Source organism: Pseudomonas sp. Teo4 (assembly GCF_034387475.1).
GTDB lineage: Bacteria > Pseudomonadota > Gammaproteobacteria > Pseudomonadales > Pseudomonadaceae > Aquipseudomonas.
This window is the reverse complement of record NZ_JAXCIL010000002.1, coordinates 1,886,964-1,899,521: the sequence shown is the minus strand read 5'-3', so window position 1 is coordinate 1,899,521 and position 12,558 is coordinate 1,886,964. Positions and strand designations below refer to the sequence as shown.

At 60.3% G+C, this 12,558-nt stretch carries 11 protein-coding genes and 1 other RNA gene; 10 read left to right on the top strand and 2 right to left on the bottom strand.

Features of this window, described 5'->3' with window-relative positions:
* Positions 1 to 12 precede the first annotated feature (12 nt).
* From PspTeo4_RS25070 to PspTeo4_RS25025, 10 genes are all read left to right on the top strand, one after another.
* Positions 13 to 2,823 (top strand): FAD-binding and (Fe-S)-binding domain-containing protein, encoded by a 2,811-nt coding sequence (locus tag PspTeo4_RS25070; RefSeq protein ID WP_322366430.1) that lies wholly within the window; start codon positions 13 to 15, stop codon positions 2,821 to 2,823.
* Between the two features lie 433 nt (positions 2,824 to 3,256).
* Positions 3,257 to 3,526 (top strand): hypothetical protein, encoded by a 270-nt coding sequence (locus tag PspTeo4_RS25065; protein WP_322366429.1) that lies wholly within the window; start codon positions 3,257 to 3,259, stop codon positions 3,524 to 3,526.
* Positions 3,527 to 3,530: 4 nt separating this feature from the next.
* Positions 3,531 to 3,779, top strand: a complete 249-nt coding sequence (locus tag PspTeo4_RS25060; protein ID WP_322366428.1) for a DUF3077 domain-containing protein — start codon at positions 3,531 to 3,533, stop codon at positions 3,777 to 3,779.
* Between the two features lie 244 nt (positions 3,780 to 4,023).
* On the top strand, positions 4,024 to 4,299 hold the full coding sequence (locus tag PspTeo4_RS25055; protein WP_322366427.1) for a hypothetical protein: 276 nt from the start codon (positions 4,024 to 4,026) through the stop codon (positions 4,297 to 4,299).
* A gap of 99 nt (positions 4,300 to 4,398) precedes the next feature.
* Positions 4,399 to 4,790: a transfer-messenger RNA gene (ssrA, locus tag PspTeo4_RS25050) on the top strand.
* Positions 4,791 to 4,978: 188 nt separating this feature from the next.
* Entirely contained in the window at positions 4,979 to 6,235 is a 1,257-nt protein-coding gene (locus tag PspTeo4_RS25045) for an integrase domain-containing protein (protein WP_125857378.1), read from the top strand.
* Positions 6,236 to 7,199: 964 nt separating this feature from the next.
* Positions 7,200 to 8,597, top strand: a complete 1,398-nt coding sequence (locus PspTeo4_RS25040; RefSeq protein WP_125857377.1) for a YfjI family protein — start codon at positions 7,200 to 7,202, stop codon at positions 8,595 to 8,597.
* Positions 8,581 to 8,940, top strand: a complete 360-nt coding sequence (locus PspTeo4_RS25035) for a hypothetical protein (RefSeq protein ID WP_125857375.1) — start codon at positions 8,581 to 8,583, stop codon at positions 8,938 to 8,940. The genes PspTeo4_RS25040 and PspTeo4_RS25035 overlap by 17 nt, the downstream gene beginning before the upstream one ends.
* Positions 8,918 to 9,898, top strand: coding sequence for an integrase domain-containing protein (locus tag PspTeo4_RS25030; RefSeq protein WP_125857373.1), 981 nt, complete (start codon positions 8,918 to 8,920; stop codon positions 9,896 to 9,898). Before PspTeo4_RS25035 ends, PspTeo4_RS25030 begins: the two co-directional genes overlap by 23 nt.
* On the top strand, positions 9,895 to 10,170 hold the full coding sequence (locus tag PspTeo4_RS25025) for a hypothetical protein (RefSeq protein WP_322366426.1): 276 nt from the start codon (positions 9,895 to 9,897) through the stop codon (positions 10,168 to 10,170). Before PspTeo4_RS25030 ends, PspTeo4_RS25025 begins: the two co-directional genes overlap by 4 nt.
* A 135-nt stretch (positions 10,171 to 10,305) precedes the next feature.
* On the opposite strand, the gene PspTeo4_RS25020 is transcribed toward PspTeo4_RS25025, so the two are convergent.
* Both PspTeo4_RS25020 and PspTeo4_RS25015 read right to left on the bottom strand, forming a co-directional pair.
* Positions 10,306 to 10,530 (bottom strand): hypothetical protein, encoded by a 225-nt coding sequence (locus PspTeo4_RS25020; protein WP_322366425.1) that lies wholly within the window; start codon positions 10,528 to 10,530, stop codon positions 10,306 to 10,308.
* 46 nt (positions 10,531 to 10,576) lie between these two features.
* On the bottom strand, positions 10,577 to 12,547 hold the full coding sequence (locus PspTeo4_RS25015) for a DUF262 domain-containing HNH endonuclease family protein (protein WP_322366424.1): 1,971 nt from the start codon (positions 12,545 to 12,547) through the stop codon (positions 10,577 to 10,579).
* Between the last annotated feature and the right edge of the window lie 11 nt (positions 12,548 to 12,558).

The window sequence follows — 12,558 nt, the reverse complement described above, 5'->3', positions numbered from 1 at the left end:
CGAGGAGACTGCATGAGCCTGCCCGCCGCGTTCCTGCGTGATGCCGAGCGCCTGATTCCCGCCGAACGCCGTTTCGACGACCCGACCTCCACCCTGGCCTTCGGCACCGATGCCAGCTTCTACCGACTTATCCCCAAGCTGGTAGTGCGCGTCGAGTCGGAGGACGAAGTGGTCGGCCTGCTGCACCTGGCCCAGCGCGAACGCGTGCCGGTCACCTTCCGCGCGGCGGGCACCAGCCTGTCGGGCCAGGCCATCAGCGACTCGGTGCTGATCGTTCTTGGCGATAATTGGAACGGTCGTGAAATCCGCGGCCAGGGCGAGCAGATCCGCCTGCAACCCGGCGTCATCGGCGCCCAGGCCAACGCCTGGCTGGCGCCTTTTGGCCGCAAGATCGGCCCAGACCCGGCCTCGATCAACGCCTGCAAGATCGGCGGCATCGTCGCCAACAACGCCAGTGGCATGTGCTGCGGCACGGCCCAGAACACCTACCACACCTTGGCCGGCATGCGCCTGGTGCTGGCCGACGGCACGCGCCTGGACAGCGAAGACCCCGCCAGCATCGCAGCCTTTGAGAAAAGCCACGCCGGCCTACTCGAAGCACTGGCCCGCCTTGGCCGGGAAACCCGCGCCAACACCGAACTGGCCGACCGCATTCGCCACAAGTACCGGCTGAAAAACACCACAGGTCTGTCGCTGAATGCGCTGGTGGACTACGACCAACCGCTGGATATCCTGCAGCACCTGCTGGTCGGCTCCGAAGGCACCCTGGGCTTCATCAGCGCCGTCACCTACGACACCGTACCGGACCACCCGCACAAAGCCAGCGCCCTGCTGGTGTTCCCCAGCGTGGAAAGCTGCTGCCGCGCGGTGACCGTGCTCAAGCGCCAGCCTGTTTCTGCCGTCGAACTGCTCGACCGCCGCAGCCTGCGCTCGGTGCAGAACATGCCAGGTATGCCGCTGTGGGTAAAAGACCTGTCAGATAACGCCTGCGCGCTGCTCATCGAGTGTCGCGCTGCCAGCCAGAGCCTGCTGCACGAACAACTGCAACAGGTGATGGCCTCCATCGCCGAGTTCCCGCTGGAGCAACAGGTCGACTTCAGCGAAGACCCTGCGGTGTACAACCAGCTGTGGAAAATCCGCAAGGACACCTTCCCCGCCGTCGGCGCCGTGCGCCAGACCGGCACCACCGTGATCATCGAAGACGTGACCTTCCCCATCGAGCAACTGGCCGAAGGCGTCAACCGCCTGATCCAGCTGTTCGACAAGCACCACTACGACGAAGCGATCATTTTCGGCCATGCCCTGGAAGGCAACCTGCACTTCGTCTTCACCCAGGGCTTTAACAGCGCCGAGGAAGTGGCGCGCTACCAGGCCTTCATGGATGACGTGGCACAGCTGGTGGCGGTGGAGTTCGGCGGCTCGCTGAAGGCCGAGCACGGCACTGGCCGCAACATGGCGCCCTTCGTCGAACTGGAGTGGGGCCAGGATGCCTACCAGTTGATGTGGGCCCTCAAACGCCTGCTCGACCCCAACGGCATCCTCAACCCCGATGTGGTGCTGAGCGAAGACCCAGACATTCACCTCAAGCACCTCAAGCCACTGCCTGCGGCCGACGAGATCGTCGACAAGTGCATCGAGTGCGGCTTCTGCGAGCCGGTGTGCCCGTCCAAGGGGCTGACCCTGAGCCCCCGCCAGCGCATCGTCATGTGGCGCGATATTCAGGCCAAAAAGCGTGCGGGCGTCGACACCCGAGAACTGCTGCAAACCTACCAGTACCAGGGCATCGACACCTGCGCCGCCACCGGCCTGTGCGCCCAGCGCTGCCCGGTTGGCATCAACACCGGTGAGCTGGTGAAGAAGTTGCGCAGCCAGGCCGCCGAGCATGTGAAGACCGCCGACTGGCTGGCCGAGCATTTCCATACCGCGCTGGGCGGCGCCCGCCTGACCCTTACCGCTGCCAACACGGCCCGCAAGCTGCTCGGCGCCCCACGCCTGAGTCGCCTCACGTCCGCCTTGAGCAAAGCCAGTAAAGGCCGCCTGCCGCAGTGGACCCCCGCCATGCCGCAGCCCTTGCGCAGCCTGAACTTCGGCCCCGCCAGCAGCGACGCCCGCCCCCGGGTGGTGTACCTGGCCGCCTGCGTGTCCCGCGTGATGGGCCCGGCCTACAGCGACCACGAGCAAAGTTCGCTGCTCGACAAAACCCGCGCTTTGCTTGAGAAAGCCGGCTACCAGGTGATTTTCCCGGACAACGCCGACAGCCTCTGCTGCGGCCAGCCGTTCGCCTCCAAAGGCTACCCCGAACAGGCCGAGCACAAGCGCCAGGAACTGATCAATGCGCTGCTGCACGCCAGCCGCGGCGGCCTCGACCCCATCTACTGCGACACCAGCCCGTGCACCTTGCGCCTGGTGCAAGACCTGGGCGAAACCCGGCTTGACCTGTACGACCCGGTGCGCTTCATCCGCACACATTTGGTGGACAAGCTGGAGTTCACACCGCAAGAAGCGCCAGTGGCTGTTCACGTAACGTGTAGCACCCAGCACTTAGGGGAGAGCCAGGCGCTGATTGATTTGGCCCGGCGTTGCAGCAAACAGGTGGTGATTCCCGAAGGCATTCATTGTTGTGGGTTTGCAGGCGACAAGGGCTTTACCACGCCCGAGCTCAATGCCCACTCGCTGCGCAGCCTGAAGGATGCGGTGCAGTATTGCAGCGAAGGCATTTCCACCAGCCGCACCTGCGAAATCGGGTTGTCCAGCCACAGTGGCATCGACTACCACGGGCTGGTTTACCTGGTAGACCGCGTGACTCGACCGCGCACTCACTAACCCGCGCGGTCCTTTTGGAGAGAACTGTCCTGCTTAAACTCTAAAAGCTTGCCCCCTGTGGGAGCGGGCTTGCCCCGCGAATCGAGGGCAAAGCCCTCGCCCACACCCTCTTGCCGTAAGACATTTCCCAACCTGCAACCAAATGCTTCTGAATTGAATGCTTTGGGAATTATCCTACGGCCCGTACTGCCGTTTCGCTGTTGTTGCCCATGCGCATCGGGGCTAGTTTCCCTGGGTCGTTTTCGAACGATGGGGTGTGAGAACCCCGTAAACATGACAGCAGCCTCGCAATGGCGGCCCTGCGCGGGCAGACCTCGGTCTGGCCGGATTTCCCATGTTTACCGGTTTCTCACCCCGCGCATGGCTGCCACCCCAATCCCGTGAGAAGGATCGAGCTGGCAGCTCCTGTTGAGATCAAACTGGGAACAGCACCATGAAAAAGATCGTCCCCGACCCACCCCGCCTCAAGCTAGTCGCCAACCCTTACTTCTCCATCCACAGCGACATGCCCCCGCCCGATGCCCTGGCCCATGCCAGCGAACTATTGCGCGGCGTCGCCGAAACCATCGACGAACACTGCCGCACCCACGCCGGCGAACCTGGCTTGAATATGCTCAGCAACGCCGCGCATGCGTCAGAGACCTCGATGGCCCTGATCGAACATGCCTTGGCTGGCCTCTCCAACGCACAACGCCAGGGCTGATCGAATGAACGACGAACTGAAAATCGTGACCACCGCCGGAGAAGAAACCTTCGACCTGTTTCGCCTGCAACCCGGCGTGCCCTTCGACCATGCCTTCAGCCAACTGTCAGTGCTGCTCGGCTGCATCCGCCACCTGACCACCGAAGCTGAAATGGAAAATGACCGCAAGGCTGGCAGCGCGGCGCGGATTCTCAGCGAGATGGCCAAAGCGCTGATTGATGATCTGGAGCTTGGGATGAGCAAATCTCGTTGAGGACCTGCCGGCTGCGCTATCTCCCGGCAAACCTCCACAACCCCACCAACCCGTGGGAGCTGGCGCAGCCTGCGATGGGCTGCACAGCAGCCCCATTATCGGCCAAAGCGAAGTCAGCGCAGCTGCCCGCCGCACCCCACCACTCACCCTCGCATCGCCAAGCCAGCACCCGATGGAACTCTCGTCAAAGCGATGCAGTCCACCCTACAGGCCCACCTTCCCGAGGCCTTCAAAGGAGACACCCATGAAAGGTACTGCGCTTTCCGCCCTTTTCGCAGCGGCCACCCTCCTGGCCTCCCCCGTGTTCGCCGCCGAAGACCTCTGCGCTGCCAACCTGCAGAAGATCAACGACAGCATGGCCACAGCCGGCGCCACCTCCGAAGGCCTGGACAAAGCCATCACCGAACACGTCGACAAAGCCAAGGCCGCCCAGGCTTCGGGCGACACCAAGGAATGCATCGCCATCACCAGCAAAGTGCTGGAGCGCCTGGAGAAAACCGAGAAAGGCAGCGGCGTATGAGCCCAGCAGCGGGCGGCCGGACCGGCTGTCGACGTCGCCCGCGCAATGGCGTATACTGCGCCTCACGTGCCGTATGGTGCGTTAGCTTAGAGCTAGTGTGGGGCCGATCAGGATTCGACGCCGGTAGCGAAACTCTAGGTGCATGCCGAGTTGGTAACAGAACTCGTAAATCCACTGTTGCAACTTTCTATAGTTGCCAATGACGAAAACTACGAGGGTTACGCTCTCGCTGCGTAAGCAGCTGAGCCCGCTCTCCTGGTAGCTTCGGCTCCAGCAATCATCAGGGGATGCCTGTAAACCCGAAATGATTGTCATACAGAACAGGATCGTCGTGTAGCACGTTGGGGGCAAAGCGACTAAAACTTACCCAACTCGTCCAAAGCACCCTGCCCGTCGGGCGGCTGCGGATTAACTCAGTAGACACGGCTAAGCATGTAGTACCGACAGCGGAGTACTGGCGGACGGGGGTTCAAATCCCCCCGGCTCCACCAAATGATCAATCAAAGACGTCCACGGACGTCTTTTTTTGTGCCTGGAAGTCAGTGAAATCAAGGGTTTACTGCTCTTTTGAGGGCCACAACGGTTTTTTGAGTTCCAGCCATCCCGGTATTCCCAGTGGTATTCCAGCCTACCTGGGGCTAATCTTGGGAATACCAAAAGGTGTCATGGAGCTTCTCCCATGTGCGCTCAAACAGCTCGCCTCTCCGACCGCCAGCTCAAGACGGTCAAGCCCAAAGACAAAGACTATGTCCTCACGGACGGCGACGGCCTCCAGCTCCGAGTCCGGGTCAATCGCTCGATGCAGTGGAATTTCAACTACAGGCATCCGGTCACCAAAAATCGAATCAACATGGCGCTCGGCTCCTACCCTGAGGTCTCTCTGGCGCAAGCTCGGCGGAAAGCGGTTGAGGCTAGGGAAGTACTTGCGCAGGGGATCGACCCAAAAGCTCAGCGCAATGATCTCGCGCAGGCCAAGCTAGCCGAGACGGAACATACGTTCGAGAAAGTAGCTAGCGCCTGGTTCGAGCTGAAAAAGGACTCTGTTACGCCGGCCTATGCCGAGGACATCTGGCGCTCACTCACTCTGCACGTTTTCCCGAGCATGAAATCGACTCCGATCTCGGAAGTCAGCGCACCGATGGTGATAAAGATCCTTCGCCCTATCGAAGCCAAAGGCAGCTTGGAAACGGTGAAGCGGCTTAGCCAGCGCCTCAACGAGATCATGACCTACGGGGTCAATTCGGGAATGATTTTCGCGAACCCGCTCAGCGGGATTCGGGCGGTATTCAAGAAACCGAAGAAAGAAAATATGGCGGCGCTACCACCCGAGGAGCTTCCTGAGCTCATGCTGGAAATAGCGAATGCCAGTATCAAGCGCACGACCCGCTGCCTGATCGAGTGGCAGTTGCACACGATGACTCGCCCCGCCGAGGCGGCAACTACTCGCTGGGTAGACATCGACTTTGAAAGGCGAGTCTGGACTATCCCACCGGAGCGGATGAAGAAGCGCCGCCCGCACAGCATCCCGTTGAGCGATCAAGCCATGTCATTGCTGGAGATACTGAAGTCCCACAGTGGTCATCGGGAATACGTCTTCCCGGCAGACCGAAACCCTCGTACTCATGCCAATAGCCAGACCGCCAACATGGCATTGAAACGCATGGGCTTCCAGGACCGCTTGGTCAGCCACGGCATGCGCTCGATGGCCAGCACCATATTGAATGAACATGGGTGGGACCCGGAGCTCATCGAAGTGGCGTTGGCGCACGTCGACAAGGATGAGGTGCGCAGTGCCTACAATCGAGCCGACTACATCGAGCGACGGCGGCCGATGATGGCTTGGTGGAGCGAGCACATTCTGAAGGCGTCGACGGGCAATCTCTCAGCCAGCGCGATGAATGTGGCCAGGGATCGGAACGTAATACCCATCCGATAGGGCGGCGACAACGGCGACACTGGCGACAGACCCCGTGCCATCTACATCTTTGCCGTCTGAACGGATGGCGACAGTCGCCAACTCGCCTCGATTTTGGTTTCTCCGGCTAAGCCCGTGAGCATGGGGAGGCTTCGCATCCCCATGCTCACGGGCTAACACTAGAAAAGCGACAAACGGCCACTTTGCCACTGACTCCCACCGACTTCCAAAGCACGCCAGAGGTGGAATCTGGCGCATTTCCATGTGCCCTTCACCAATTGACCCGTGCCGCGGTGACCGATAGAACGAAGATTCAAAGCGCTGCCTTAGGCAGCACCCCAGATGACCAGAGCCTTCAAGGTCATGCCGCTAACCCGGTGGTTCATCCCAAAGTGCGATTCGCGCCCGGAGGCTCGCACGGTCATTCGCCAGAATGATGGACGCCCTCTAAACAATCCGCCTAGTGCGGCTGCCCGCTAACCCTTTAGCCCTGCAGCAACGAACCTGCTCGGCCAACGTTTTGCGCCAACCGTTCGCCCGTCTCTTTTTCCAGAAAAGAGACGGGCGCTCCTGACACTGCTGCAGCCCCGATCGCACATGGCTTTGCGGCAATCCCCCTCGTGACAATCGGCGTGACAAACGCCGATGTCACCAGCAACAGCGCTGTAGATGATGGTGCCGCAGCCCAAGGAATGGACTGCACCTAACTGACAGTCAGGCATGCCCCGGTCATCGCATTGCTGCTTGCTTGTGGCTCAGGATCTCGCGGCGCTGGTCTCGTCAGCCAGTGCAGCCTCCACCCGCCCACCGGTAACGGTGCTCAGGAGGCCAGATCATGAGATGCCCTTGCTCCTGGTCGTAAAGAGCCGCCAGTCCCGCGTCAGTGGACACCCTCACAGGTCGCAGGGGCCTTGATCCCTGATAACACTCAGCATTCTTGGCGGGATGACGTGGGGGAGAGATTGGTAATTTATGGAGGACGGCTATGCAACTGCGCGAAGTACAAGGGCCACCACGCCCCTTGTTGGAACAGCAGATTAGGCCCCTACCCTACCCGGTCGAGGCGCTGGGCGATCTATTGGGGCCTGCCGTGGAACGCATGGCCGATGTGATCGGCGTGCCCTGCGCCATGGCCGCGCAATCCGTGCTGGCCACAGCAGCTTTGGCGAGCCAGGCGCACGCCAATGTTCACCTCGATGGCCGAATCTATCCGTTGTCGCTGTACTTGCTGACGGTGGCTTGCTCAGGTGACCGCAAAAGTGCGGTGGACCATATTGCGCTGCAGGCCGTACGGGACTGGGAAAGACAGCAGTGGATCGCCTATGGCGAACAGCTCAATGCGCACCGAGCTGCAATGAGCCTCACCGCGAAGTCACCGACCTCGAAAAAGTCAGCACAGCTAGCGCTGGACGCGCAACCTGAACCTGTCCAACCAAGACTGCTCACTGCTGAGCCGACCATTGAGGGCCTGGTCAAAAGCCTGTGCCACGGCTTGCCCAGCATGGGGCTGTTCAGCGATGAGGGCGGACAGTTTTTGGGCGGCAGCACCATGAGCAAGGACAACATGATCAAGGCGATCACTCACTTGTCGACGCTGTGGGACGGTAGCCCGATTGATCGATCGCGCGCGATGGCTGGGGAAAGTCTGCGCGCCTATGATCGCCGACTCAGCATGCACTTGATGCTTCAACCCCGCCTGGCAGACCGCTTGCTGCAGGACGCTGATATCAGAGACCAGGGCATCCTGGGACGCTGTCTGATCAGTTGGCCAGAGCGTCTGGTTGGACAGCGGCTGTATAAAGCCATTGACCTGACCCGAGATCCAAAGGTGCACCTGTACCAGCAGCGCATTGCCGCGTTGATGCAGAAGCCTTGGTCACGTCATAAAGACGGCGGCCTCAACCCTGCAACCCTGGAGTTGAGCCCCCGCGCTCGCGAGGCCTGGATTGCCATTCACGACACCATTGAATGCGAGTCAGGGGAGTTCGGCGAGCTGGTCAATGTGCAGGCTGCTGCGGGCAAAGCCGCCGCGAACGTTCTACGCATGGCTGGTGTGATGGCGCTGGTTGAGGAATCGACTGTGTTGGAAGAGGTGCACATTCAGCGCGCCTCTACGTTGATGGATTACTACCTGGCCGAGACCCAACGACTGACTGAACAGGAACCGCTGAATAAGCTTCGCGCAGAGGCAGATTGCCTGTTGCGCTGGTTGGTACAGAAGAATTGGCCTCCGTTCAACATCCGCGACCTCACACGCAACGGTCCTCGCTTTGCCCGTAAAAGCACCCCACACACCGCCGCGTTGCTGGTGGTATTGATTGATCATCGGTGGCTGAAAACCGACGGAAAGATGTTCGAGGTGCGCCATGTTCCGCCTCAATGACGCCGTGCGCCGCTACCAAGCGCAACATCGCTCACCGACTGAGCTACGGTGTGTCGCCACAACCGCCCCCACTTTGTCGCCACGTGCCATTCCAGATACGACAGGGGTTGTCGCCAGTGTCGCCGCTGTCGCCAGTGCAACACCTGAGCCCATCGACCTGGCTCAGCTCATCGAGCAGTTGCAAGAGGAAGGGGCTCTGCTGCTGCACAGCGAAAATGCCCTTTTCTTCCGCCCAGCACACTGGGGACAGTTGGACAGCGTCAGCGCCCACTGGAAAGTCCTGCTGCGGTTTCTACAAACCAACGTTCAAGGTGAAGACAATGGCACTGGTCGGTCGGCGTGACGGTCGCAACTTTGGCTACGGTCGCCAACTGAGCTATGCCGGGCGGCAGGCACTGGAAGATCTGTTTGGCGGCGGCCACTTCGCCACAGTCAAAGCGCATAGCGATCGCTGGCAAGCCTTTGTACGCTGGTGCCGGTCAGACCACGGCCCCGGTTACAACGATGCGCGCCAGATCAATAGACAGACGCTACAAGACTACACCGAGTATCTGCGCCATCAGATCCAGCAAGATGCACTCTGCATCGCCACCGCGCAGAACCGCCTGAGCAGCGTCAACCGCACCCTTGCTGCGCTGCGCGGTGATCAGGATGTGAGAATCGCCAGCCCGAGTCAGGCTTTGGGACAGCGGCGCTCGAGCGTACGCACTCGCGCGCCGGATGGCCAAGATCACCAACAAGTGCGGCGACTGGCTGAGCTGCTTGGCGAACTGCAACACGATCGGGTGGCCGCCATAGTCCTTTTAGCTCGAGCAACCGGCATGCGCCTGCGCGAAGCGATCCTGGCTGACCTGCCACGCTTACACCGCGAAGCCGAACGCTTAGGCCGCATCAACATCCAAGACGGCACCAAAGGCGGCCGTTCAGGCTCATCAGCGCCGCGATGGGTCGTGGCCAATGAAGCAGTGAAAGCGGCCATGCAGTTGGTTCGTCAGGCATCGCCGACCGGCAGCCGCAACTTGCTAGCCCGAGACGAAAGCTACGCCATATTTCTGCACCAAACCGTGCTCCCCGCCCGCGAAACGCTGCATGCATACGGACTGAAGGGTTTTCATGAACTGCGCGCAGCCTACGCCTGCGAACGGTACGAGCAGCTCACGGGCCACGCCGCACCGGTCAATGGCGGCCAGTGCTATCGCATTGACCGTGAACTTGATCAACAGGCGCGCCAACAAATCAGCCTAGAGCTCGGGCATAACCGGATCGATGTGGTGTCGGCCTACATTGGCGGGAGAACATGAGCAAACCCTTCGATATGACGCTGTTCCTGAGCGGCGTATTGACCGGTTCGAAGGCCACGCAGCAACGTCACCTACGTCAAGCACGAGTCATGCAAGCGGCCATTCAACAGCGATGGCAACGCGATAATCCCTGGAACTGGCAGCTCAAGCATGTGCGCTGGTTTCTCACTCAGCACCTGAAAGACCATTCCGACGCCACCCGGTATTACTATCGACTCACCGCCCTATTGATCTGGAAGCGATTAGGGAGCGACCGAGGATTGCGGATCTGACGCTCGCATCGAGGGTAGGCAGTCCACCAGGCTCTCTTGTCCGCCTCCAACTATCTTAGCGTGGACATTCTCTTGCTGAGTGAACCTGTTCAAAATCCACTCTTTCAACCTTAATGGCATAATGGCAAAATGCCGTCAGCAAGGAAGACGAAATGCTAAAGAATTGGTGCCGATCGCCATCCGTTTTTTTGTGACCAGCAGCTTATCGCGCCTCCAAGACACTACGTGAAGCCCGACAAATATCACAGAAATAGCGAAGATAGCTGCCGTAGTAATCCAGAACCAGGCACTGACGCCATTGGTTTCTGCTGAGAACAGCAACGAAAAATCCGGCCAGAGAAGCGTTAGAAGATCCAACATTTCAAGTCCTCCAAGACGTAACTATAAAAACTCAACGTTGAGGGGATTAGGGTCTAGGCCAGAGGCTCAGGGCATAGGAAAACAGCTTGTCGGAGCGCGACACGATTTGTGCTTCTTCCCAGGCATCGTTCTCACCAAACGCCTGGAAGTGCATATTGAGCATCAGCAGGCTGGTGGTCACGATCTCCTGCCGCTTCATGGCAAAGGGTTCGTTGCTCAGGGCGGAGTTGAAGGCCTGGGTCACCAGTGTGAGGTTGCCGATACTGTGCAGCAGACGACGGCGCCTTTCCTGGTTCTCTGGTGTGTCCTCGGCCAGCGGCCAGTTCGTTTGCCATTTCTGCGGCAACACATGCTCCACGGTCAGGCCATCAGGTAGCACCAGGCTCTCCTGCTTGCTACCGCGCATGGACAGTTCCAGCGCCTCGAGAACCGCACGGACCTTGCTAGTGTTGCGGCCTTGGTAAAGTGCGCGATGGCACCAGTTACGAGCGAAGGCCTCGTCATCCGGCCAGCATTGGCTGTCGCCCTGCAGGGACAGCAGCTTGTCGCGCAGGGTCGCGGCATCGGTCTTCTGCTCGCGCACCATCTCCGCCAGCAAGCGGTTGAGGAAGGTGCGGTTGTAGCTCTTGGTGGTGTAGCCACAGATAAAGCGGCGCACCAAGTAAGACTCCAGATCACCAATGGCCTGCAGGAACTCCGCTGAATCCGGCTTATGGTGCTCCAGTAGATAAAGCACAAGCGGCGTCACCGTGGATACATCCAACAGCTTCAGACGCCGGCAGAACAGATCGAGGCGACTCGCCTGCCCCGGCACTATAAAGGTCTGGAAATACCCCGCCAGGTGCGTGATGCGCGCCAGCTCGCGCTGAGTGTCGCGCGACTCATCCTGCCACCAGTCCTTAAACTCGTTGAATACGTGGGCCACCTTCAGATCCTCGCACTTGCGCATGCCCACGTAGTGGTAAAGCAGCAGGTCCAGTCGCGAGTTCTTCAGGCGGCCCTGCCGCTCCTGCTGCTTCCAGAACTTGGCGCCCTTGCCAGTGCTGGTGTCTACCGTCTCGTCGAAATGCTGCCAGCCCTGGCGATACAGCTCATCTACGTCCTCGCCGTTGCGGGTGGCGTGGAGGAAGATGAAGTTGCGGATCAGGTCACTCGGCAACAGCGGCGCGCCCCGGGCATTGAGGGTTTCGAAGATAATCTGCGGGTCGTCCTCGTCCTCCAGCTCCAGTGACATGATCTGGAAGCCTTCGCGCAGGGTGACCAGCAGCGCATGGGCGCGCTCAACCTGCAGCGGTAGGTCGGCGCCAGGCAGTTTCAGATAGATATCCGCGTCGATGGAGCGAATCACCGAATGGGCCACAGTGCGCTCTTCATCTGCAGCCGCGTCCGGCAACAGGTCATCGTAGCGCAGGCCGCGCAGGTAGCAGGCCAGCATGGCGTGGAAGAACAGGTAGGCGCGCACCATGGCCGGACGCTCCTGATACTGCCGACCGACCTTGGCCGGGAAGCGCTCGCAGATCTTTTCGGCGCTGCCCAGCTCGGCCAGTGCCTGCATCACATCGCGACCGACATTGGTCGGGAGTACCTTGAGGGTATCGCTGGCAAGGCGGTAGCGGCCGATATTCTGCGTTAGCGGCTTGAGGTCATAGATCAGCGCTTCGTCCTTCAGCGGCGCGACTAGGTCGCGAAACGCCAGCAACAGAATCTGCAGGGTGGTGATACGCTGCTGGCCGTCGATCACATCGCGGTTGCCCACAGCATCACTGCTGCCGCCCTTGAGGCTCCCGATCACCACGGTGCCGAGGAAGTGCCGACGTAGCGGCCTGAGCCGGCCAGCTCCGACCATGGCTGCATCGGCCTGATGCTGGACGATAGCCTCCAGGCGATCAACGAAGTCTTCCCACAGTGGCTGCACCTGCTCGTTCAGCGTCCACACGTAACCGCGCTGGAACAAGGGGATCAGGTACTGCGCGCGCTCGGTAAACAGGTCGGTGACGGCTTTCTTGTCGGGACGCATAGGATGTCCTT

Bases quoted from the DNA above. Each gene is read 5' to 3' on its own strand.
- PspTeo4_RS25015 (WP_322366424.1), bottom strand. From the start codon at position 12,547: ATGCGTCCCGACAAGAAAGCCGTCACCGACCTGTTTACCGAGCGCGCG.
- PspTeo4_RS25070 (WP_322366430.1), top strand. From the start codon at position 13: ATGAGCCTGCCCGCCGCGTTCCTGCGTGATGCCGAGCGCCTGATTCCC.
- PspTeo4_RS25055 (WP_322366427.1), top strand. From the start codon at position 4,024: ATGAAAGGTACTGCGCTTTCCGCCCTTTTCGCAGCGGCCACCCTCCTG.
- PspTeo4_RS25030 (WP_125857373.1), top strand. From the start codon at position 8,918: ATGGCACTGGTCGGTCGGCGTGACGGTCGCAACTTTGGCTACGGTCGC.
- PspTeo4_RS25065 (WP_322366429.1), top strand. From the start codon at position 3,257: ATGAAAAAGATCGTCCCCGACCCACCCCGCCTCAAGCTAGTCGCCAAC.
- PspTeo4_RS25045 (WP_125857378.1), top strand. From the start codon at position 4,979: ATGTGCGCTCAAACAGCTCGCCTCTCCGACCGCCAGCTCAAGACGGTC.
- PspTeo4_RS25020 (WP_322366425.1), bottom strand. From the start codon at position 10,530: ATGTTGGATCTTCTAACGCTTCTCTGGCCGGATTTTTCGTTGCTGTTC.
- PspTeo4_RS25060 (WP_322366428.1), top strand. From the start codon at position 3,531: ATGAACGACGAACTGAAAATCGTGACCACCGCCGGAGAAGAAACCTTC.
- PspTeo4_RS25025 (WP_322366426.1), top strand. From the start codon at position 9,895: ATGAGCAAACCCTTCGATATGACGCTGTTCCTGAGCGGCGTATTGACC.
- PspTeo4_RS25035 (WP_125857375.1), top strand. From the start codon at position 8,581: ATGTTCCGCCTCAATGACGCCGTGCGCCGCTACCAAGCGCAACATCGC.
- PspTeo4_RS25040 (WP_125857377.1), top strand. From the start codon at position 7,200: ATGCAACTGCGCGAAGTACAAGGGCCACCACGCCCCTTGTTGGAACAG.